The sequence below is a fragment of the Sphingobium sp. TomMM15 genome (genome assembly GCF_055397045.1).
Window position 1 is genome coordinate 1167088 of sequence record NZ_AP027314.1, and the last position, 21287, is coordinate 1188374.

A 21287-nucleotide genomic window follows, 5' to 3' on the forward strand; every position below is an offset into this window, starting at 1 on the left:
ATGTCATCCCAGCGAAGGCTGGGATCTCGTGAGGCTAAGCCGTCCCTTATCGCCCGAGATGCCAGCTTTCGCTGGCATGACGTAAAGTTGTTCATGACGTGAAGCTGTGGGGGCCTCTGCTCACAAATACGGCTGGGTGAATGTTGACCCGTTGTTTGATCCATTATGGATGGACCGCTGCCGATTAACTGGAATTGTCATCTTTTTGCGCTAGGGAAGCCCCGCGACCCGAGGCTTTTACCTGGTAAAAGTCCCCCTTGGCCCGGCGGCTTCGTGCTGCCGGGTCTTTCTTTTTCTCGATGGGGGATGGTCCGGCTGAGCGGAGCGAAGTCGAACCCGCGAGATGGGTTGGTGGGCGGCATCGCGCAAACAAAGATGGTGCGGGCGGTCGGAATCGAACCGACACTCCTTTCGGAACCGGATTTTGAGTCCGGCGCGTCTACCAGTTTCACCACGCCCGCGTGCATGGCCTGCCCGCGCCAAATGGCAAAATCAGGTGCCAGCGTCCAGACAAAAATCAGATCGCGTGCAGGATAAAGCTGTCGGGCGGTTGCAGGGGCTGGTTCGCGCGGATAGCCTGCTTGCGTAACGAAACCGTACCGCTATAGGACCGTTTCGTGCAGACCTGAAAAATTCCTCCCAACGGAAAAGGGCATCCTTTGACCGATCCGTCTGCCACATTCCTGCTTTTCGGTGCCACCGGCGATCTGGCGCACCGCATGATCTTTCCGTCGCTCTACAATCTGCTTAGCGACGGTCTGCTGCCCGATGACTTCATGATCGTGGCGTCGGGGCGCACGGAGATGAATGACGAGGCGTTTCGCGCCGACATCGACAAGGCGCTGCAAAAGTTCGTCGGCGCTGATCGCTATGATGCGGAAGTCGCGGCGCGGCTGAAGGCGATGATCGGGTATGAGCCGGTCGAAGCGGGGAAGCCGGAGCAATTCAAGAAGCTGGCGAAGCGGCTCGACGGACGGGCGGAGCGCGGGCTGTCGGTCTATCTGTCGACGCCCCCTTCCCTCTTCGCGCCCACGGCGCAGGGGCTGGCGGACGCGGGCCTCATCACGCCGACGACGCGGATCGCGATGGAAAAGCCGATCGGCAAGGACCTCGCTTCTTCGAAGGAGGTCAATAACGGCATCGGCGCGTTGTTCGACGAAAGCCAGATTTTCCGCGTCGACCATTATCTGGGCAAGGAGACGGTGCAGAATTTGCTCGCCTTGCGCTTTGGCAATGTGATGTTCGAGCCGCTGTGGAACGCCACGGCGATCGACCATGTGCAGATCACGGTCGGCGAGACGGTCGGCCTCGAAGGCCGGGTTTCCTATTATGACGGCGTCGGCGCGCTGCGCGACATGGTTCAGAACCATGTGCTGCAAATCCTGTCGATCATCGCGATGGAACCCCCTGCCCGCATGGACCCGACCGCCGTCCGTGACGAGAAGGTCAAGGTGCTGCGGTCACTGCGCCCGATGACGGCAGAGACGGTGAAGACCAACAGCGTACGCGGCCAATATACGCCGGGCGCGGTCGGCGGTGAGATCGTCACCGGCTATAGTGACGAATTGGGCAAGGCTTCCGACACCGAAACCTTTGTCGCGTTGAAAGCCCATATCGACAATTGGCGCTGGCAGGGCGTGCCTTTCTATCTGCGGACGGGCAAGCGGATGCCGACGCGCCAGTCGGAAATCCAGATTCAATTCAAGCCTGTGCGGCATTCGATATTCGGCCGCGACGGGCAACATTCGGGCGGCGGTTCGGGGCTAGAGCCCAACACGCTGATCATCCGGCTTCAGCCCGACGAATATATCCGCCTGCTGATCATGAGTAAAAGGCCGGGGCTGGAGCGAGACGTCCATCTGGAAGAGGTGACGCTGGACGTGTCGCTGACCGCCGCCTTTGCCGGGCAGCGGCGGCGGATTGCCTATGAACGGTTGATCCTGGATCTGCTGGCGGGCGACCAGACTTTGTTCGTGCGCCGGGACGAGGTCGAGGCGCAATGGACATGGATCGATTCCATCATCGACGGCTGGAAAGAAGCGGGGGTGAAGCCTTCGCCCTATGCTTCGGGGAACTGGGGGCCGTCTTCGGCCATTGCCCTGATTGAACGAGACGGAGCCAGCTGGCATGACTGATCTTCATCCGGTGATCGCCAAGGTCACCGAACGCATCGTAAAGCGGAGCGCGCCGCGCCGCCGCCAGTATCTGGACCTGATCGAGCGGGGGCGTGACGCCGGGACTAACCGCGCGCAACTGTCCTGCGGCAACCTTGCCCATGGCTTTGCGGCGAGCGGCGAGGACAAGCCGGTGATCCGCACGGGCAGCGCGATGAATATCGGCATCGTCACCGCCTATAATGACATGCTTTCGGCGCATCAGCCCTATGGCCGCTACCCCGAAGCGATCAAGATCGCCGCGCGTGAGGTCGGTGCGACGGCGCAGGTGGCGGGCGGCGTCCCGGCCATGTGCGATGGCGTGACGCAGGGACAGGCGGGCATGGACCTGTCGCTCTTTTCCCGCGACACGATCGCGCTGGCGACGGCGGTGTCGCTCAGCCATGCGATGTTCGAGGGTGCGGCGCTGCTGGGCATATGCGACAAGATCGTGCCGGGGCTGCTGATCGGGGCGCTGCGGTTCGGGCATCTGCCGACGATCCTGATCCCCGCAGGACCCATGCCGTCGGGCCTCGCCAACAAGGAAAAGGTCCGCATCCGCCAGCTTTATGCTGAAGGCAAGGTCGGCAAGGATGAGCTGCTCGAGTCCGAAAGCGCCAGCTATCATGGCGCGGGGACCTGCACATTTTACGGCACCGCCAACAGCAACCAGATGATGATGGAAGTGATGGGCCTGCACATGCCCTGCGCGTCGTTCGTCAATCCTGGCACGAAGCTGCGCAGCGAACTGACGCGGGCGGCGGTGCATCGGCTGGCCAGCATCGGTTGGGATGGCGATGATTACCGGCCGCTCGGCCATTGCATCGATGAGAAGGCGATCGTCAACGCCATCATCGGCCTGATGGCCACCGGCGGATCGACCAACCATGCGATCCATGTGCCAGCGATAGCGCGGGCGGCGGGGATCAGCGTCGATTGGACCGACTTTGCGGAAATTTCCGATGTCGTGCCGCTGCTGGCGCGGGTCTATCCCAACGGCGCGGGCGATGTGAATAATTTCCACATGGCTGGCGGCATGTCCTTCGTCATCCGCGAGCTGCTGGACAACGGACTGCTGCACCGGGACATCATGACGGTCGCTCGGGCCGACCTGACCGATTATGGCAAGGAGCCGGTGCTGGAGGATGAAGCGCTGCAATGGCGCGACGTTCCGGTATCGCGCGATGACGCCATCCTGCGCCCGGTGTCGAGCGCCTTCAGCCCTGATGGCGGCATGCGCCTGCTGGCGGGCAATCTGGGCCGCTGCGTCATGAAGGTGAGCGCGGTCGAGAAGGAACGCTGGACCATAGAGGCTCCGGCGGCCGTGTTCCACGATCAGGACGATGTGCTGCGCGCCTTCAAGGCGGGCGAGTTGGAACGCGATGTCGTCGTGGTGGTCCGTTTCCAAGGGCCGCGCGCGAACGGGATGCCGGAATTGCACAAGCTGACCCCCGCGCTGGGCGTGTTGCAGGATCGCGGGTTCCGCGTGGCGCTGGTGACGGACGGGCGCATGTCGGGGGCTTCGGGCAAGGTGCCTGCTGCCATTCATCTGTCGCCCGAAGCATTGGGTGGCGGGCCGATCGCCAAGCTGCGCGATGGCGACATGGTGCGGGTCTGTGCTGACAAGGGCGTGATCGAGGCGCTGGTCGATGCGGCGGAGTGGGACGCGCGCGAGCTGCCCGTGCCGCCGCCGCCGCCCTATGACACGGGCCGCGAACTATTTGCGCTTTTCCGCCATCATAGTGATCTGGCGGAAAGCGGCGCGTCGCCGATTCTGGCTGCGATGGAAGCTGAATTATAATCCCCCACCCGTCATGCCAGCGCATGCTGGCATCTCCGGCGAGAGGGCACGGCCCGGCCTTACGAGAACCCAGCTTGCGCTGGGATGACGCCATGATTGGAGTGGTCCTATGACCGACATCATCGCTGCCGACATTGGCGGTACAAATGCCCGCTTTGCTCGCGCCAAACTGAGCGCGCGGAACGTGCCCACATTGGGCAAGGTGCGGAAATACAAGGTTGCGGACTTTCCCAACCTGCAAGCCTGCTGGGCAGCTTTCGCGCATGATGAAGGCGGCAATCTGCCCAAGGCGGCATCGATCGCCTTTGCCACCGCGATCGGGCGCGATGTTATCAAGCTGACCAACAGCAGCTGGATGATCAGGCCCGACACGCTGGACGAGGAACTGGGCCTGAAGCAGATGCGGCTGGTCAATGATTTCGAAGCGGTGGCGCATGCCGTCGCGCGCCTGCCGGACGACAATCTGCCGCTGCTGTTCGGGCAGGACCGGCCTTTCCCCCGCGACGGCGGCGTTACGGTGGTGGGTCCGGGCACGGGCCTTGGCGTCGCGATGATCGCGTTCGACGACGGCGAGCCGCATGTGATCGCGACCGAAGGCGGACATATCGACTTCGCGCCGCTTGATACGCTGGAGGAAAAGATCCTCGCCTATCTGCGCGACAAATTCCTGCGCGTGTCTACCGAGCGGGTCGTGTCGGGGCCGGGCCTCAACAATATCTACAAGGCAATGGCGACCATCGGTCATGACCGCGTCATCCTGATGGAAGATGCCGAATTGTGGCAGGCCGCGATCGACGGCACCGACGAATTCGCTCGGGCGGCGTTCGATCGCTTGTGCCTTTGCTATGGATCGGTCGTGGGCGACCTGGCGCTGGCGCAGGGGCCGAACGCGGTCGTGCTGGCGGGCGGACTGACGCAGCGGATGCGCGGCTTGCTGCCACAGAGCGGCTTTCATCGGCGCTTCATCGCCAAGGGGCGGTTTGAAAGCCTGATGGCGACGGTGCCCATCCGCCTTGCCGTGCATGAAGAGATTGGACTTTACGGGGCGGCCGCCGCCTTTCGGGAGAAGAAATAATGTCGCTCAGCGTTAAACAGGTGATGGAGCTGGCGCCGGTCATCCCGGTGCTGGTGGTGGATCGGGTGGAAGACGCGCTGCCCATCGCGCAGGCTCTGGTGAAGGGCGGCCTGCCTGCGCTGGAAGTCACGCTGCGCACGCCCGCTGCGCTGGACGTGATCCGCGAGATGGCGAAGGTCGAGGGCGCGGTGGTCGGCGCTGGCACCGTGCTGAACCCGTCGCAACTGGACGCGGCAATGGAGGCAGGCGCGCGGTTCATCGTCAGCCCTGGCCTCACTGAACCGCTGGGCAAGGCGGCGATCGCGGCGCGGGTGCCGTTCCTTCCCGGAACGGCCACGGCGGGCGACATCATGCGCGGGCTGGACCTGGGCCTTACCCATTTCAAATTTTTCCCGGCGGAGACTTCGGGCGGGCTGCCCGCTTTGAAGGCGCTGGCCGCGCCCCTTCATGTCGCGCGCTTTTGCCCGACGGGCGGGATTACGGCGGAAAGCGCGCCGAAATGGCTGGCCGAACCCTTTGTGAAGTGCGTCGGCGGTAGCTGGGTCGTGCCCAAGGGGCCGGTCGATGCCGCGAAGATCGAGGCTTTGGCGCGTGAGGCTGCGGCGCTGCCGCGCTGACGTTTCGCGCTGCCGCCATTGCGCAGCGGGATTTCCCGCCCTAGATCAGCGCCATGATCCTGCGTAGGCTGCTCCCTTCCATCGCCCTTTTCCTTTCTGGCTGTGCCGGGACGCTGACGGGCTATCCTTCACTCGCCAAGCGGGCGGTGGAGAATGCGCCGGTGGGAGAAGCTCCGGCTGCTCCGGTGCCGGTTGAGGCCGATCCGGCTTTGCTGGCGCAGGTTGACCGATTTGCGGCGCAGGCGCAGGCGGGCAGTGCGGCGTTCGACAAGGCATGGCCCGGCGCGGATCGCGCAACGCGAGCTGCTGCGGGCGCGGCGGTGTCCAGCGAATCCTGGGTCGCGGCGCAGCTTGCTATCAGCGCGCTGGAGGCGGCGAGAAACGATAGCGTTTCGGCGCTCGCGAGCCTCGACACGCTTTATGTCGAGCGTAGCAATGCGCTGGCGGAGGGAAAAGCCGGGGGCGGCGTCGAGCAGATCGATGCGGCGCGCAAGGGGGCGCTGGCGATCGTGGATGCGCAGAATGACCGGATCGATGCGGTGAAGGGGCGGTTGGCTCAGCCTTGAGTTTGGGGCTATGCGAACTTTAGATTTCCGTTCGGGCTGAGCTTGTCGAAGCCCTTTTCTGTTGTTCAAGAAAGTGAAGCCCTTCGACAGGCTCAGGGCGAACGGATGCAAGTATGTGGTTCAGGCGTCCGCCTTCAATGCGCCCTTGTGCGCTTTCGCATTGTGGACATAGCGGTCAACGCCTTCGCGCATATTGATCAGCGCTTCGTCGGTGAGGTCACGAACATATTTGGCCGGGCGACCGGTCCAGAGCTGACGGTGCGGGACCGTGCGGTTTGGCGCTAACAGCGCTCCGGCGGCCAGCATTGCATCGCTTTCGATGACGCAGCCGTTCATCACCACCGCGCCAAGGCCGACGAACGCCCGGTCCTTGAGTTCGCAGCCGTGGATCATCGCCATATGCCCGATCAGGACATCATCGCCGATGATCGTGGGCCAGCCGTCCGGCCTGGCGGGATCGGGGCCGTCGCAGTGGATGACGCTGCCATCCTGGATGTTCGTGCGCGCGCCGATGCGGATCGCGTTCACGTCGCCGCGGACGACGCAATTATACCAGATGCTGCTGTCGGGGCCGATCTCCACATCGCCTATGATGCGCGCGCCGGGCGCGATGAAGGCGCTGGGGTGGATGACCGGGGTCTTGCCGCCAAAGGTCAGGATGGTAGCGCCGGGATGATCGGCATGGGCGGCGTGCGGATGATCGGGCATGGCGTCAGGCTCCCAGCAGCCGCGCGGCGTGGAGCGCGTGATAGGTCAGAACGCCCGAGCAACCGGCGCGCTTGAACGCTAGCAGCGTTTCCAGCACCAGCGCGTCGCGGTTGCCCACTCCCGCAGCGACGGCGGCTTCGATCATCGCATATTCGCCCGACACCTGATAGGCGAATACGGGCACCTCGAACCGGTCCTTCACCCGGGCGATGATGTCGAGATAGGGCAGGCCCGGCTTCACCATGACGCTGTCGGCGCCCTCCGCGAGGTCTAGCGCGACTTCGCGCAGCGCTTCCTCGCTATTGGCCGGGTCCATCTGGTAGCTTTTCTTGTCGCCCTTCAGCAGGCCGCTGGAGCCAACGGCGTCGCGGAATGGGCCGTAAAAGGCGCTCGCATATTTGGCGGCATAGGCCATGATCTGAACATTGGCGTGGCCTTCTTCCTCCAGCGCCTCGCGGATCGCACCGACGCGGCCGTCCATCATGTCGCTGGGCGCGATGATGTCCGCGCCCGCCGCCGCCTGGTTCAGGGACTGGCCGATCAGCACGTCAATCGTGGCGTCGTTGATGACATAGCCTTGCTCGTCAAGCAGGCCGTCCTGGCCATGGGCGGTATAGGGATCGAGCGCGACGTCAGTGAGGATTCCGATGTCCGGCACTGCGTCCTTGATCGCGCGGATGGCGCGGCACATCAGGTTGTCGGGGTTAAGCGCTTCTTCCCCATCATCGCTGCGGCGATCGGCCTGCGTGTTGGGGAACAGCGCGAGACAGGGAATGCCAGCGTCGCGGGCTTCCCGCGCGCGGGCCACCATGCCATCGACCGACCAGCGCGAGACGCCCGGAAGGGACGCGATCGGTTCCTCCACCCCCTGCCCTTCCGTGACGAAGAGCGGCCAGATGAGGTCGCTCGGGTGCAGGCGATTTTCGGCGTGCAGCGCGCGGGTCCAGGCGGCGGCGCGGGCGCGGCGCAGGCGGAGCGCCGGATAAGAAGCGTGGGTCATCGGCGGGGTTTAGGCCGCCCGGACCACCCGATCAAGGTTCCGCTGTGCCATGTCGGAGCTATGTAAGGATGCGCGCGGAACGAAAGCTCACCTTCTTGGCGAGATCCCACGATCCATCGCTGCGATAATACCAGGCCGCTAGACCCGCGATGCGGAGCGGGCGGGGACGAAACTCTGCCTTCAACTGATCAGCAAGTGCGCGAGCGAGCGATGGCTCCACCTTATTTTGGACGGTGATGTGCAGGCGGGGACGCGCTTGATCCTGCGGGGTGAGCAAGCCGCGAAAAGCTTCGGCCAGTTCGTCCCGGATGGCGAGCAGGCCGTCACTGCGCATGTCGAAGGCGACGCCCCGGCCGAGCAACATGACGCCGGTTATCATCGCGAGCGGCGGTGGCCCGGCGCAAAGCCCCTTCATCCGGTCGCTCAATTCCGGCAGCAGCGTCGGCGGCAGATGATGGAACAGCGAAATATGCGCAGGCACCTTGTTGCGTTCCGGCGGGAAATGGGCGCGGCGGAGGCCATCCGCCCAGGCGAAATCCTCCGCTCCCATAAGCGCCGTCAATAGGATCGGCGCGGTGCCCGTGCCTTCAGCCAGCCGGATGTTCCTTTAGCCATTGCAGCACCGGTTCCGGGCTCGTCTGGCCATAGGGATCGTCATCCTCTCCGATATCGTTGATGCCAGGCTCCTCGAACCATGCGACCACCTGGCCGTCATCGACCACCATGGCGTAGCGCCAGCTCCGGTCACCAAAGCCCAGATGATCCTTCTTCACCAGCATGCCCATACGGCGCGTGAAGTCGCCCGATCCGTCGGGCAGCAGCTTCACATTCTTGATGCCGAGATGCTTGCCCCACTGGTACATGACAAAGGAGTCATTGACCGAAATGCAGTAGACGTCATCCACTCCCAGCGCCCTGAAATCGTCGTAGAAGCGTTCAAAAGCAGGGCATTGTTCGGTCGAACAGGTCGGGGTGAAGGCACCCGGCAGCGAAAATACGACCACCCGCTTACCCTTGAACAGGTCGCCCGTCTGGACATCCTGCCAGCGGAAAGGATTGGGGCCGCCAACGCTTTCGTCGCGCACGCGGGTCTTCAGCGTTACATCAGGTATGGAACGTCCGAGCATTTCATCATCTCCCGGTCAGCATCGCTTTCACGCGGTGAAACGCATCTATATGATGGTCGGCTACGTGGGCAAAGGCTTCAGGGAGGGGAAACTCATATGAGCACGTCACGATCCTTCAAATTCATCGCAATCGGCCTGCTGATCTGGAATTTGATCGGCGTGGCGGCCTTTGCCATGCAATATGGCGCTGATCTGGCGACGCTGGCGGAAAGCGATCCCTACACCGCTCGCATCTTTGCAGAGATGCCGGATTGGGCTTGGGCGGCCTATGCTGTTGCGGTGGGCGCAGGGACGGCTGGAGCCATGCTATTGTTGCTGCGGAAGGCGGCGGCAGTGGCGTTGTTCGCGCTATCGATGGTCGCTGTCGTGGTGCAGTTTGGCTACAGCTTTTTGGGCACCGATTTGTGGACGGTGAAGGGCGCGGCGGCGGCGGTGTTTCCGGCGGTGATATTCGCCATTGCGGTTGGGCAGTGGCTTTATTCGATTCGGTTGAGGGCGCGGGGTGTGCTGCGGTGAACTGGGCAGAGTAGGCGCTATTTCGGCCCCACCATCGTTCCGCGGCGGTCGTTCAGTCGCTTCATCCTTCCGTCATGCCAGCGGAGGCTGGCATCTCTCTCGATTGTTCTCGGCCTAGCCGGGGAGATCCCAGCGTTCGCTGGGATGACGAGAGCAATTACAGGCGTTCGTCAAAGTTCCCCGCGCGCGCGGCGGATTTCGAACCATTTGCGGACATTCTCATTATGCTGCTGGAGCGTGTCAGCGAAGATATGGCCGCCCTTCCCGTCAGCGACGAAATAGAGCGCCTTTGTTTCGGCGGGATGCAGCACGGCCAGGATCGACAGCTTGCCGGGGTTGGCAATCGGCCCCTTGGGCAGGCCTGTCATCGCGTAGGTGTTATAGTCGTTAACCGCAGCGATCTCCGACTTCTTGATCCGGCGGCCGAGCGGCTTGCCCTTGGTGATCGGGTAGATGATGGTCGGGTCGGCCTGAAGCATCATCCCGGCCTTCAGGCGGTTGCCATAAACGCCCGCGACGGTGGGCCGCTCAGACGGGACGGCGGTTTCCTTTTCGACGATGCTCGCGAGGATGATCGCCTCTTTGGGCGATTTCGCCACGCTATTGGGCGCGCGCTCGGTCCATAGCTTGGCGAGAGCGCGCGTCATCGCGTCCTGCATGCGTTTGAGCACAGCGACGCGGCTTTCACCCTTGTCGAACGCATAGCTGTCGGGAAGCACGCTGCCCTCGGCGGGGACCGAGACATCCCCAGTCAACTCGTCATTCGCCATCAGCCGTTCATGCACCATGATGGAAGGCATGCCCTCCGGAATGGTGACCAGCCGGGTCAGCGTCTTACCGCCCTGAAGGATCGAGAAAATGTCGGCGTTGCTGGCGCCCTTAGGGATCAGGAATTCGCCCGCCTTGATCGACTTTCCACGCCCGAACACCTTGGTCCGGGTGAGGAATGCGTCAGCGGAGCGAACCGCGCCCGCCTGTTTCAGAAGGACTGCGGCGTCCGCTACGGTCGCTCCATCAGGTACGATGACGGTGACGTCGCGCGGCGCAGGCCCCGCTTCGGTCCAGCCATAAACGAAGCGGAATGCCACGAAGGCGGCGACGGCCAGGCCGATCGCAAGGATAACCAGCCCGAACCGCCGCATGGCTCTGTCCTCAGATCGCCTTCATGATGAGCGACGCGTTGGTGCCGCCGAAGCCGAAGCTGTTGTTCAGCACCGCGCGGACCTTCCGCTCCTTGGCCACATGCGGGACCAGATCGACGCCCGCACAGCTTTCGCTCGGCTCATCAAGGTTGAGCGTGGGCGGTACGATCTGGTCGCGCATGGCGAGAATGCAGAAGATGCTTTCCACCGCGCCCGCGCCGCCCAGAAGGTGGCCAATCGCCGACTTGGTGCTGCTCATAGACATGGTCGAGATATTATCGCCGAAGAGGCGCTTCACCGCGCCCAGCTCCAACTCGTCGCCCAGCGGGGTCGAAGTGCCGTGCGCGTTCACATAGTCGATGTCGGCAAGGCTGAGGCCCGACTTCCTGAGCGCCATTTCCATCGAACGGTAGCCGCCGCTACCCTCTGGATGCGGGGCCGTAACGTGATAGGCGTCGCCGGACAGGCCATAGCCGATGACTTCGGCATAGATATGCGCGCCGCGCTTCTTGGCATGCTCATATTCTTCGAGCACCACCACGCCCGCGCCTTCGCCCATGACGAAGCCGTCGCGGTTGACGTCATAGGGACGGCTGGCCTTTTCGGGCGTGTCATTGAACGCGGTCGAAAGGGCGCGCGCCTGGGCGAAACCGGCAATGCCGATCGGGCAGATCGCGCTTTCGGCGCCACCCGCAAGCATGACGTCGGCGTCATCCATCGCGATCATGCGCGCGGCGTCACCGATCGAATGCGCGCCGGTCGAGCAGGCGGTGACCACCGCATGGTTGGGACCCATGAGGCCATATTTGATCGAGACCTGACCGGAAATCAGGTTGATGAGGCGGCCATGGACGAAGTGCGGGCTAACCCGGCTCGGCCCTTTGTTGGCCAGCACCAGCGATTCGCTTTCGATGCCCGGCAGGCCACCGATCCCCGAACCGATCGAGCAACCGGCGCGCAGGCGCTCCTCCTCGCTCATATTGTCGAGGCCCGCATCGCGCAGCGCCTGGCTGGCGGCGGAAATGCCATAGACGATGAAAGGATCGACCTGACGCTGGATCTTGTGATCGACATCCAGGCTCGGATCATAGCCATATTCATGGTCTGCGGGCTTCACTTCGCAGGCGATGCGGCACTTATATTCGCTGGCGTCAAAGCGCGCGATCGTCGCAGCGCCGGACTTCGAAGCAAGGATGTTCTTCCAGGTAGTTTCGACATTCCCGCCAAGCGGGCTCACCATGCCGAGGCCGGTTACGACAACGCGACGCATATATCTGCTCCGAAAATCTTCATAGGTTTGGGCCGCTCCTTAGCTGCTTCGAGAGCGCTTGTGAACGGTGCACCAGATACGAAAAGGCTCCCCAAGACCGGATTCGCCGGACAGGAGGAGCCATTTCCTTCAAAAAACGCAGGCAGCCGACCCCCGGTCAGCCGCACAACATTCTTACTGCTTGCTGTCGATATAATCGATCGCGTCCTTGACGGTGCCGATCTTCTCAGCTGCGTCGTCGGGGATTTCCACGCCGAATTCTTCTTCGAACGCCATCACCAGCTCAACGATGTCGAGGCTGTCTGCGCCCAGATCATCGATGAAGCTTGCATCCTCGGTCACCTTTTCGGCTTCGACGCCCAGATGTTCGACGACGATTTTCTTAACGCGATCCGCGGTCTCACTCATGAGTGGTCCTTTTTACTGGGTATCGTTGAGGTTGTGAATATTTGTTAAGGCATGCCCTAGAGGCAAGCCCCGACGGAGGCAAGAGGCAAGAAAAGATCGAAACGCATGATTCCCGCCCTTCCATGCGCCTGAATGGCACAAGGCCGTCCAATTGCGATGGATGAGTGGCCGCTTTCTGCCTCTTTCAAGGTTCAGATCATCGCCATGCCGCCATTAACATGCAGGGTCTGGCCAGTGACGTAGCCTGCCTCACGGCTGGCGAGATAGACAACCGCAGCACCGATATCCTCGCCTGTGCCGAGGTCGCCTGCGGGGATCTTCTGAAGGATGGCGCCCTTTTGTGCATCATTGAGCGCGTCGGTCATTGCCGAGCGGATGAAGCCGGGCGCGACGCAGTTGACGGTGATGCCCCGGCTCGCCAGTTCCTGGCCCAGCGACTTGGACATGCCGATAATGCCCGCCTTTGACGCGGCATAATTGGCCTGACCGGGATTGCCGGTGACACCGACGATCGAGGTGATCGAGATGATGCGGCCGAAGCGCGCCTTCATCATCGGTTTGGCAGCGGCACGGGCAAGGCGGAAGGCGGCTTCCAGATTGACCGAGATGACATCGGACCATTCCTCATCCTTCATCCGCATGATGAGGTTGTCGCGGGTAATGCCGGCATTGTTGACTAGAATGTCGATCTTGCCGCCGAGCGCTTCCACGGCCTGAGCCACGAGGCCGTCGACTGCTGCGGGATCGGACAGGTTGCAGACCAGCGTCTTGTGATCGCCGCCCAACTCAGCAGCGAAAGCCTTGAGCTTTTCCTCATTGCTGCCCGAAAGCGCCAGCGTCGCACCCTGCGCCGCCAGCGACCGGGCGATCGCTGAACCGATACCACCGGAAGCGCCCGTGACCAGCGCGGTCATGCCTGTCAGATCGAACATAGCTTTTTATCCTTATCTTAGAGAGCGGCGAGGGTGGCTTCGATGTCGTCCATGGTGACGACGCTGCGGACAGTGGCATCGGGGGCGATGCGCTTGACCATGGGGCCGAGCACCTTGCCGCCCAGTTCGACGAACTCGGTCACGCCCGCGTCCCACATGGCGGCGACGGATTCGCGCCAGCGGACGCGGCCGGTCACCTGTTCGACCAGGCGGCGCTTGATCTCGTCGGGGTCTGCGATCGGTGCGGCGAGGACGTTGGCATAGACGGGGAGCAGCGGGGTGTTGATGGCGGCCTTAGCCAGTGCCTCGTCCATCGCTTCCGCAGCGGGTTGCATCAACGGACAGTGGAATGGCGCCGAGACGGGCAGCAGCACGCCGCGCTTGATGCCATGGTCCTTCACCAGGGCGACTGCGCGCTCGATTGCGCCGCGATGGCCGGAAATCACCACCTGGCTCGGATCATTGTCGTTTGCGACGGTGCAGACTCCACCTTCCGCTGCCGCGTCCGCCAGCGCCTGCGCCTTTTCGATGTCGGCGCCCAGCAGGGCCGCCATTGCGCCTTCGCCAACCGGGACAGCCGCCTGCATCGCCTGGCCGCGCAGCTTTAGAAGGCGCGAGGTCGTGCCGATGTCGAACGCTTCGACGGCGCAGAGCGCGCTATATTCGCCAAGGCTGTGCCCGGCGACGAAATCGCCCTTTTCCGCCAGCGAGAAGCCGCCCTCGCGCTGCATCACCCGCAACGTCGCCAACGCATTGGCCATGATCGCGGGCTGCGCATTTTCGGTGAGGGTGAGGTCGCTTTCGGGACCTTCCACCATGATGCGGAACAAATGTTGCGACAGGGCGTCATCGACCTCTTGAAACAGTTCCTTTGCGGCCGGGCTTGCTTCGGCCAAAGCCTTCCCCATGCCAACCGACTGGCTACCCTGCCCCGGAAACAGAAATGCCCTCATCATTCACCTTCTGACGCAAGGACGCCTGCAAAAGCGCCGTTTTTCAACATCGTTACACTTTGAGACACAAATGCCGTTGAGACATCAGGTCCCTTTCGGCAGTTTCCCTGACTGGACCGCCTCAACCCCCAAGGTGGCGTCCCTTTAACGACGACGGAGTGCAAGGAAAAGGTGCGATATCGCATTGGCTGGATCAGCGGGACGGCTTTGACGCTCTCGGCTTGCGCGGCGGGGCCTGACTATCGGGCGCCGCAACCGGCTGCATTGGGGGTGCCGGGCAGCTATTACACCGATCCTGTGAGCGGCGCTCTGAGCGAGGCGGATCTGGCAAGCTGGTGGACCCGGCTGAACGATCCGGTGCTGACAGGGCTGATAAATCAGGCGGTAGCCAGCAACCTCGACATCGTGCAGGCGCAGGCGCGGTTGCGGCAGGCGCGGGAGTCGCTGGTGCAGGCGCGGGCGGCCTTTCTGCCGCAGGTCAACGCGTCCGGTTCTGGCGGGCGGAATTATTCCAATCGTAGCGGGGGCACGCGCGTCATCGACGGCAATGTCGTGTCCACCGGATCGGATAAATGGAGCAGCAGCTATTCGCTGGGCGCGAATGCGAGCTGGCAGATCGACCTGTTCGGGGAGTTGGCCCGGTCGGCTGAGGCTGCGCGCGCGGATCTGGCCGCGTCCGGCTATGACCTTGCCAATGTGCGACTGACCATCATAGCCGAACTGGTGACCAACTATATTCAGGCACGGCAGGCGCAGGAGCAGTTGCGCATCGCCCGTGAAACGCAGGCGATCCAGCGGGATAATTATAATATCGCCAACTGGCGGCTTCAGGCGGGGCTGGTTTCATCGCTGGACGAGCAGCAGGCCCGCGCCCAGCTTGCCCAGACGAATGCGGCGATCCCACAGCTGGAGGCGAGCCTGCGCGGTAGCCTGAACCGCATTGCCGTGCTGACCGGGCAAGCGCCGGGCGAAGCGACCCGCGCGCTGGAAGCCCCTACTCCGATCCCGATCGCTTCTACCATGATCGCGACGGGCATTCCCGCCGATACGCTGCGCCAGCGGCCCGATGTAAGGGCGGCGGAACGGAGTTTGGCTGCTGCGACGGCGCGGATCGGCGTGGCGCAGGCGCAGCTTTACCCGTCCCTCGGGATCAGTGGGAATATCGGCACCAACGCGACCAGCATCAAAAGCCTGTTCGACATCATCACCGGCGGCGTCTTCGCCAATATCGCACAGGTGATCTTCGACGGCGGACGGCTCGCGTCCCAGGTGCGATCGCAAAAGGCCGCCACGGATGCTGCTTTCGCGACCTACAAGAAGAGCGTGCTGACGGCGCTTGAGGATGTCGAGAATGCCATGGCGTCCCTGAACAGCGCCCGCCGACGCAAGGCCGAGTTCGCCACCGCCTTCGATGCGTCGAACAATGCCGCCCTTCTAGCGCGCAGCCAGTATCAATCTGGGCTGATCGATTTTCAGACGCTTTCCAACACCGAAACGACGCTGTTGAACGCGCGCAACAGCCTTGCCTCCGCGCAAGCCGACGAGGTCCTTGCCATCGCCCAGCTCTATAATGCGCTGAGTGGCGGCTGGCAGAATATGGACAACCGCCCCAATGAGTAAAGATGTGAGCACGGACAAGGATCTCGACGAATTTCTCGGCGCGCGTCCCGAAAAACCCTGGCGCAAATGGGTGGTTCGGGGCGTGGTGGCGCTGGCGCTGCTGATCCTTATCCTGCTGCTTGCCCGCTGTTTTTCAGGCGAGGACAAGCCGAACTTCGCCACGCGGGAGGTGCGGCGCGGCGACTTGACGGTGACGGTGTCGGCCACCGGCAATTTGAAGCCAATCAATCAGGTGGATGTGGGCTCTGAACAATCGGGCAAGATCACGCGCGTCTATGTCGATGTGAATGATCGCGTGACGAAGGGGCAGCGGCTGGCTGAACTCGATACGCGGCGTCTAGTGGATTCGGTCACCCAGAACCGGGCGCAGGTGGCCGCATCGCAGGCCAGCGTAAGTCAGGCGCAGGCGCAGGTTGCGCTCGCCAAGGCGACGCTCGACCGGCAACTGAACGTCTTCCGCCTGTCGGGCGGGCGCGTGCCTGCCAAGACGGAGCTGGACGCGGCGCGGGCTGATTATCAGTCCGCCTTGGGCAATTTGCGCGCGCAGCAGGCGCAGGTGAGTGTCTCGCGGGCTCAGCTTGCCACGGCGCAGACCAATCTTTCCATTGCGCAGATCGTTTCGCCGGTGACCGGCGTCGTCCTGTCCCGCGCCATTGAACCCGGTCAGACGGTGGCCGCTTCCTTCAATGCACCCGTCCTGTTCACCATTGCCGAAGACCTGACCAAGATGGAGGTGGAAGTCGCGGTCGACGAAGCCGATGTGGGCCAGGTGAAAGAAGGACAGGCGGCGACTTTCGCCGTCGATGCCTTTCCCGGAAAGAGCTTTCCCGCTCGGGTGACGCGGGTCAATGTCGGCTCCAACGCTTCGAGCAGTTCATCTTCCTCCTCATCGGGAAGCAGCACAACGGCCAGCACGGCTGGAACGGTGGTGGCTTACACGGCGGTGCTAGGCGTCGATAACAAGGATGAGACGCTGCGCCCCGGTATGACGGCGACAGCCGACGTGGTGACGCAGCAGCTGAGCAACGTCCTGCTGGTTCCCAACGCCGCATTACGGTTCAAGCCGAGCACGGGCGCCGGTCAGGGTGGCGGCATCACCAGCCAAATCGTGCCTAGCTCTCGCCGCTTCCGCCGTGGCGGCGCCAACCGGCAGGTCAGCTTCGGCATCGGCAGTAGCCAGACCGTTTATGTCGTGGGAGAGGACGGGAATCCCAAGGCCGTGCAGGTTATCGTAGGCGCCAGCGACGGCGCGCATACGGCGATCAGCGGCGGCGCGTTAAAGCTGGGGATGCGGGTCATCACGGGCCAGTTGGCGGCAGGGCAGGAACCGCCCTCCGAGGACACGAACGGTAGCGGCCAGCGGCGTGATCGTTCTGGCGGCGGCGAACAGCGCGGCACCGGACGGCAGAGCGGAACCTGACACGGTGGCTGATCCGATCATTTCCCTGCGCGGCGTGACCAAGATATATGGTTCGGGCGCCACCGCCTTTCAGGCGCTAAAGGGTATCGACCTGGACGTTGAGGAAGGGGATTTCGTGGCGGTCATGGGGCCTTCGGGTTCGGGCAAGTCCACAGCGATGAACATTATCGGCTGCCTCGATGTACCCAGCAGCGGCGAGTTCCTGTTTAAGGGACGCCATGTCGAAACGCTGGACCGCGACCAGCGGGCGTTGCTTCGCCGCCGCTATCTGGGCTTCGTGTTTCAGGGCTTCAACCTCTTGTCCCGGACGAGCGCGCTTGAGAATGTCGAACTGCCGCTCCTGTATCGAGGCGAGGACAAGAAGAGCCGCTATGACGCGGGGATGGCGGCGCTCGACAAGGTGGGATTAAAAGAATGGTGGGACCACACGCCCGCTGAACTGTCTGGCGGCCAACAGCAGCGCGTCGCCATTGCGCGGGCAATCGTGACGCAGCCTGCCGTGCTGCTGGCCGACGAGCCTACGGGCAATCTCGATTCGGAGCGATCGATAGAGATCATGGAACTGCTGGCCGACCTCAACCGGAATAGCGGCATTACCGTGATAATGGTCACGCATGAACCCGACATGGCCGCCTATGCCCGCACGATCGTTCACTTCAAGGACGGGCTGGTGGAGCGGATCGATACGGGGGTGACGGCGTGAGGACTGTACGCCCCCGACCTTCTCCCTTGAAGGGAGAAGGATACGAAGCCTTGCTCGCGCCGCGAGCTAGGCGAAGTTGGATGAGGGTGAGAGGCTGCGCGCATCCCCCTCACCCAGCTTCGGCTAAGCAGCACGCTGCCAAGCCTTCGCAACCCTCTCCCCGGAGGGGCGAGGGAGATCGGGGATGTTAGGGACCACTGTCACCCTGGCGTTCCGGGCGATCAACCGGCACAAGCTGCGCAGCTTCCTGACGACGCTGGGCATCATCATCGGCGTGGCGGCGGTAGTCACCATGGTGACGCTGGGCAATGGCGCGACGGCGGCGGTGCGGGAGCAGATCAGTTCGCTCGGCGCCAATGTGTTGCAGCTGCGGCCGGGCCAAGGCTTTGGCCGGGGCGGCGGCGGGCCGAGGCCACCCGACTTCAAGCCAGCCGATCTGACCGCGATCGAGAATCAACTGACGGGCGTTCGCGCCGTCGCGCCGCTGGTGCAGTCGAGCGGCACCGCCATCTATGAGGGCAGCAACTGGTCGACCACCGTCTATGGCACGACCGCTTCCTATTTCGAGGTGCAGAGCTGGAAGGTTGACGCGGGCCGCCTCTTCATGCCGGAGGAGGAAGAGGCGGGCAAAGCCGTCTGCATCATAGGCAATACGGTACGCACCAACCTGTTTCAGGGAAGCGATCCCACAGGCAAGCGCCTGCGCATCAAGGGCGTATCCTGTCAGGTCATCGGCGCACTGGCGACACGCGGCCAAGGGGGCTTTGGCGATCAGGACGATGTCGTCGTCATGCCGATCAAGTTCGTACAGCGCCGCTTCACCGGCGACCGCGACATCAGCCAGATCATGATCGCGGTGGACGATGCCTATGACACCTCCACGGTGCAGTCGAGCCTGGAAGAATTGATGCGCGAACGGCGCAAGGTGAAGCCGGGGGCGGACGATAATTTCAACGTCTTCGATACCAAGCAGATCAGCGACACGCTGACCGGCACGACCACCATTCTGACGCAGATCGTGGCGGCGGTGGCGGCCATTTCCCTGCTGGTGGGCGGGATCGGCATCATGAACATCATGCTGGTTTCGGTGACCGAGCGCACCCGCGAGATCGGCATCCGCCTGGCCATCGGCGCTGTCGCGCGGGAAGTGTTGATGCAGTTCCTGGTGGAAGCGATCGTTCTATCCTGCCTGGGCGGGCTGATCGGCCTGATCCTCGCGCTAATCGCGTCGATTGCCATCGCCCCGCTGATGCAGGTGCCTTTCATCTTCGATGTGAAGGTGAACATGACCGCCTTCCTCTTTTCGGCGGCGATCGGGGTGGTGTTCGGCTATTTCCCGGCCCGGCGGGCAGCGGCGCTCAATCCTATCGACGCCCTGCGGCACGAATAGGCGCTGTTACAATTTCAGACAGTTGAACCGTCCCACTGGCACAGGTTTGCGACAAGTCCGGCCTAAATCTGTCTTCAACGCCGAAGCAAAGGCGCGACAGATTAAGAGCAAAGGAGCAAGTGAGATGATCAAGAAACTGCTGATGACGCTGGCCGCAACGACGATGGTGGCAAGCCCCATGGTCGCCGCGCAGGCGCAGGCCGCGCCGCATCGCGAAATGACCCGCGTCGTCCATCAAGGCCCGCATGGCCGCACCGTAGTCAAGCATAGGGTGGTCAAGCACAAGACGGTCGTGCGCAAGAACGACTATCGCCGCTGGGGCAAGGGTCAGCGCTTCGACCGCCGCTATGCCCGCGATTATCGCGTGATCAACGATTATCGCGACTATCGCCTGAACGCCCCGCCGCGCGGTTATCACTGGGTCCGTTCCGGCAATGACGCAGTGCTGGTCGCGATCACCAGCGGCATCATCGGCGCGGTGATCGGCAGCGCGATCCGTTAAGGCTTCGCTCCACCGAGCGGCCAGAAAGCGCCCCGGGGACCTCTCTCCCTCCGGGGCGCTTCATGATCTATATCAAACATAATGTTTAAACCGTTGAGGATTAAAAACGCTTGGCAAGGGGCTCGATATTTTCCGGGAAGCAACATGTCCTTGTATCAGATCATGTATATCAGCAGCGCGACAGGCGCCGTCTCACCCAGCCAGTGCGCGACGATCGCGCTGGCTGCTTCGCGCAGGAACAGTGGCGAAGACGTGACCGGATTGCTGCTCTACAATGGCAAGCGCTTTCTCCAGGTGCTCGAAGGGCCAAAGGACAATGTCGAGCGGATCTATAACCGGATCGGCCTCGATGACCGCCACCGGGGGCTCGTGATGCTGCGCAAGCAGGAGATCGATGCCCGTGAGTTCGGTGAATGGGGCATGGCCTATGACGACCCCTTCCGTCCTTCCGAGCCTTTGAAGCACAAGGTCGCCGCGTTGCTCGACCGGGCGGGAGCCTCCACGCGGGCGCATTTCATCGGCACGGCCGAGATGCACCGCAACTGAGAAGTCTTCCTTGCCAACCCGGCGCATTTCCGCCATAGGCGCCGCTTCGCGTGGGCCGGGGTGACTCGGATCCTGTGCGAAAAATGCTTGAGACGACAGCCGGAGGGGCGTTCCACATGGGGTGGGCGTCAGCGATCGGCCAACAGATGAGGCAATACCCATGGCTCTTTACGAGCATGTGTTCCTTGCGCGCCAGGATCTGGCACAGGCGCAGGTGGACGCACTGGCGGAAACCGCCACCAAGATCGTCGAGGATAATGCTGGCAAGGTGACCAAGGTGGAAACCTGGGGCCTGCGCAGCCTCGCCTACAAGATCGCCAAGAACCGCAAGGCTCACTATGTGATGCTGAACATCGACGCCCCCGCTGGTGTCGTCGCGGAACTGGAGCGCCAGACGCAGATCAACGAAGACATCATCCGCTACATGACCGTCAAGGTCGATGAGCTGGAAGCTGGCCCGTCGGTCATGATGCGCAAGCAGGAGCGTTCCGAACGTGGTGATCGCGGCCCGCGCGGCGATCGTGGCGATCGTGGCCCCCGCGAAGATCGTGGCCCGCGCCGCGACCGCGAAGAAGCCCCGGCTGGCGAATAAGGAGATCTGAACAATGGCACGCCCGTTTTTCCGCCGCCGCAAGAGCTGCCCCTTCGCCGCCAAGGATGCGCCGAAGATCGATTACAAGGACGTCCGTCTGCTGCAGGGCTTCGTGTCCGAGCGCGGCAAGATCGTCCCCAGCCGCATCACTGCGGTGTCCGCCAAGAAGCAGCGTGAGCTGGCCCAGGCCATCAAGCGCGCCCGTCACCTGGGCCTGCTGCCCTACATCGTGAAGTGAGGGAGTAA

23 protein-coding genes and 1 tRNA gene are annotated in these 21287 nt (G+C 63.0%); 14 read left to right on the top strand and 10 right to left on the bottom strand.

What is annotated here, in order from left to right:
- Positions 1–376: 376 nt before the first annotated feature.
- Positions 377–461: transfer RNA gene (locus tag ACZ51H_RS05895), tRNA-Leu, on the bottom strand.
- Between the two features lie 198 nt (positions 462–659).
- Between ACZ51H_RS05895 and zwf the strand changes: the two genes are divergently transcribed.
- The 5 genes from zwf (at position 660) to ACZ51H_RS05920 (ending at position 6212) form a co-directional block, all read left to right on the top strand.
- Positions 660–2135: a glucose-6-phosphate dehydrogenase gene (zwf, locus tag ACZ51H_RS05900; RefSeq protein ID WP_464802752.1), complete on the top strand. Its 1476-nt coding sequence runs from the start codon at positions 660–662 to the stop codon at positions 2133–2135.
- Positions 2128–3954 carry a phosphogluconate dehydratase gene (gene edd / locus ACZ51H_RS05905; protein ID WP_464802753.1) on the top strand — a complete coding sequence of 609 codons (1827 nt, stop codon included), beginning with the start codon at positions 2128–2130 and terminating at the stop codon, positions 3952–3954. Before zwf ends, edd begins: the two co-directional genes overlap by 8 nt.
- 109 nt (positions 3955–4063) lie before the next feature.
- On the top strand, positions 4064–5029 hold the full coding sequence (gene glk / locus ACZ51H_RS05910) for a glucokinase (protein ID WP_464802754.1): 966 nt from the start codon (positions 4064–4066) through the stop codon (positions 5027–5029).
- Positions 5029–5646 carry a bifunctional 4-hydroxy-2-oxoglutarate aldolase/2-dehydro-3-deoxy-phosphogluconate aldolase gene (gene eda, locus ACZ51H_RS05915; RefSeq protein ID WP_464802755.1) on the top strand — a complete coding sequence of 206 codons (618 nt, stop codon included), beginning with the start codon at positions 5029–5031 and terminating at the stop codon, positions 5644–5646. Before glk ends, eda begins: the two co-directional genes overlap by 1 nt.
- A gap of 53 nt (positions 5647–5699) precedes the next feature.
- Entirely contained in the window at positions 5700–6212 is a 513-nt protein-coding gene (locus ACZ51H_RS05920) for a hypothetical protein (RefSeq protein WP_464802756.1), read from the top strand.
- 120 nt (positions 6213–6332) lie between these two features.
- On the opposite strand, the gene ACZ51H_RS05925 is transcribed toward ACZ51H_RS05920, so the two are convergent.
- The 4 genes from ACZ51H_RS05925 to ACZ51H_RS05940 are packed head-to-tail and all read right to left on the bottom strand — an operon-like array spanning position 6333 to position 9047.
- Positions 6333–6920, bottom strand: a complete 588-nt coding sequence (locus ACZ51H_RS05925; protein ID WP_449473136.1) for a gamma carbonic anhydrase family protein — start codon at positions 6918–6920, stop codon at positions 6333–6335.
- Between the two features lie 4 nt (positions 6921–6924).
- Complete coding sequence (gene hemB, locus ACZ51H_RS05930) at positions 6925–7920, bottom strand: porphobilinogen synthase (RefSeq protein WP_464802757.1); 996 nt, start codon at positions 7918–7920, stop codon at positions 6925–6927.
- 58 nt (positions 7921–7978) lie between these two features.
- A complete protein-coding gene (locus ACZ51H_RS05935) occupies positions 7979–8470 on the bottom strand; it encodes a 2'-5' RNA ligase family protein (RefSeq protein ID WP_464794978.1) in 492 nt (163 codons plus the stop codon).
- 37 nt (positions 8471–8507) lie between these two features.
- Entirely contained in the window at positions 8508–9047 is a 540-nt protein-coding gene (locus ACZ51H_RS05940; RefSeq protein ID WP_449473139.1) for a peroxiredoxin, read from the bottom strand.
- Between the two features lie 96 nt (positions 9048–9143).
- Here ACZ51H_RS05940 and ACZ51H_RS05945 point away from each other — a divergent pair, with 96 nt between their 5' ends.
- Positions 9144–9563: a sugar transporter gene (locus ACZ51H_RS05945; RefSeq protein WP_464794980.1), complete on the top strand. Its 420-nt coding sequence runs from the start codon at positions 9144–9146 to the stop codon at positions 9561–9563.
- Between the two features lie 170 nt (positions 9564–9733).
- Here the strand turns inward: ACZ51H_RS05945 and mltG are convergent, their stop codons facing one another.
- The 5 genes from mltG to fabD all read right to left on the bottom strand — a co-directional run bounded on the left by mltG (position 9734) and on the right by fabD (position 14268).
- Positions 9734–10705, bottom strand: a complete 972-nt coding sequence (mltG, locus tag ACZ51H_RS05950; RefSeq protein WP_464802758.1) for an endolytic transglycosylase MltG — start codon at positions 10703–10705, stop codon at positions 9734–9736.
- Positions 10706–10715: 10 nt separating this feature from the next.
- Positions 10716–11975 (bottom strand): beta-ketoacyl-ACP synthase II, encoded by a 1260-nt coding sequence (gene fabF, locus ACZ51H_RS05955; RefSeq protein ID WP_449473145.1) that lies wholly within the window; start codon positions 11973–11975, stop codon positions 10716–10718.
- 174 nt (positions 11976–12149) lie between these two features.
- Positions 12150–12383 (bottom strand): acyl carrier protein, encoded by a 234-nt coding sequence (locus tag ACZ51H_RS05960; RefSeq protein WP_006950224.1) that lies wholly within the window; start codon positions 12381–12383, stop codon positions 12150–12152.
- A gap of 191 nt (positions 12384–12574) precedes the next feature.
- On the bottom strand, positions 12575–13315 hold the full coding sequence (fabG, locus tag ACZ51H_RS05965; RefSeq protein WP_449473148.1) for a 3-oxoacyl-[acyl-carrier-protein] reductase: 741 nt from the start codon (positions 13313–13315) through the stop codon (positions 12575–12577).
- Positions 13316–13332: 17 nt separating this feature from the next.
- Entirely contained in the window at positions 13333–14268 is a 936-nt protein-coding gene (fabD, locus tag ACZ51H_RS05970) for an ACP S-malonyltransferase (protein ID WP_464802856.1), read from the bottom strand.
- 171 nt (positions 14269–14439) lie between these two features.
- On the opposite strand from fabD, the gene ACZ51H_RS05975 reads away from it, so the two are divergent.
- The 8 genes from ACZ51H_RS05975 to rpsR all read left to right on the top strand — a co-directional run bounded on the left by ACZ51H_RS05975 (position 14440) and on the right by rpsR (position 21279).
- Positions 14440–15888 carry an efflux transporter outer membrane subunit gene (locus ACZ51H_RS05975; RefSeq protein ID WP_464802759.1) on the top strand — a complete coding sequence of 483 codons (1449 nt, stop codon included), beginning with the start codon at positions 14440–14442 and terminating at the stop codon, positions 15886–15888.
- The gene (locus tag ACZ51H_RS05980; RefSeq protein ID WP_464802760.1) at positions 15881–17308 is read left to right on the top strand and encodes an efflux RND transporter periplasmic adaptor subunit; all 1428 of its coding nucleotides are present in this window, start codon (positions 15881–15883) and stop codon (positions 17306–17308) included. Before ACZ51H_RS05975 ends, ACZ51H_RS05980 begins: the two co-directional genes overlap by 8 nt.
- Before the next feature lie 4 nt (positions 17309–17312).
- The gene (locus ACZ51H_RS05985; protein ID WP_460988087.1) at positions 17313–18011 is read left to right on the top strand and encodes an ABC transporter ATP-binding protein; all 699 of its coding nucleotides are present in this window, start codon (positions 17313–17315) and stop codon (positions 18009–18011) included.
- 184 nt (positions 18012–18195) lie between these two features.
- Positions 18196–19401, top strand: a complete 1206-nt coding sequence (locus ACZ51H_RS05990) for an ABC transporter permease (RefSeq protein ID WP_464802761.1) — start codon at positions 18196–18198, stop codon at positions 19399–19401.
- A 124-nt stretch (positions 19402–19525) separates the two neighbouring features.
- The gene (locus ACZ51H_RS05995; protein WP_449473156.1) at positions 19526–19903 is read left to right on the top strand and encodes an RcnB family protein; all 378 of its coding nucleotides are present in this window, start codon (positions 19526–19528) and stop codon (positions 19901–19903) included.
- 144 nt (positions 19904–20047) lie between these two features.
- Entirely contained in the window at positions 20048–20449 is a 402-nt protein-coding gene (locus tag ACZ51H_RS06000; RefSeq protein WP_464772471.1) for a BLUF domain-containing protein, read from the top strand.
- A gap of 160 nt (positions 20450–20609) precedes the next feature.
- The gene (gene rpsF, locus ACZ51H_RS06005; protein WP_449473159.1) at positions 20610–21041 is read left to right on the top strand and encodes a 30S ribosomal protein S6; all 432 of its coding nucleotides are present in this window, start codon (positions 20610–20612) and stop codon (positions 21039–21041) included.
- Between the two features lie 13 nt (positions 21042–21054).
- Complete coding sequence (gene rpsR / locus ACZ51H_RS06010) at positions 21055–21279, top strand: 30S ribosomal protein S18 (RefSeq protein WP_004212076.1); 225 nt, start codon at positions 21055–21057, stop codon at positions 21277–21279.
- Positions 21280–21287 lie beyond the last annotated feature (8 nt).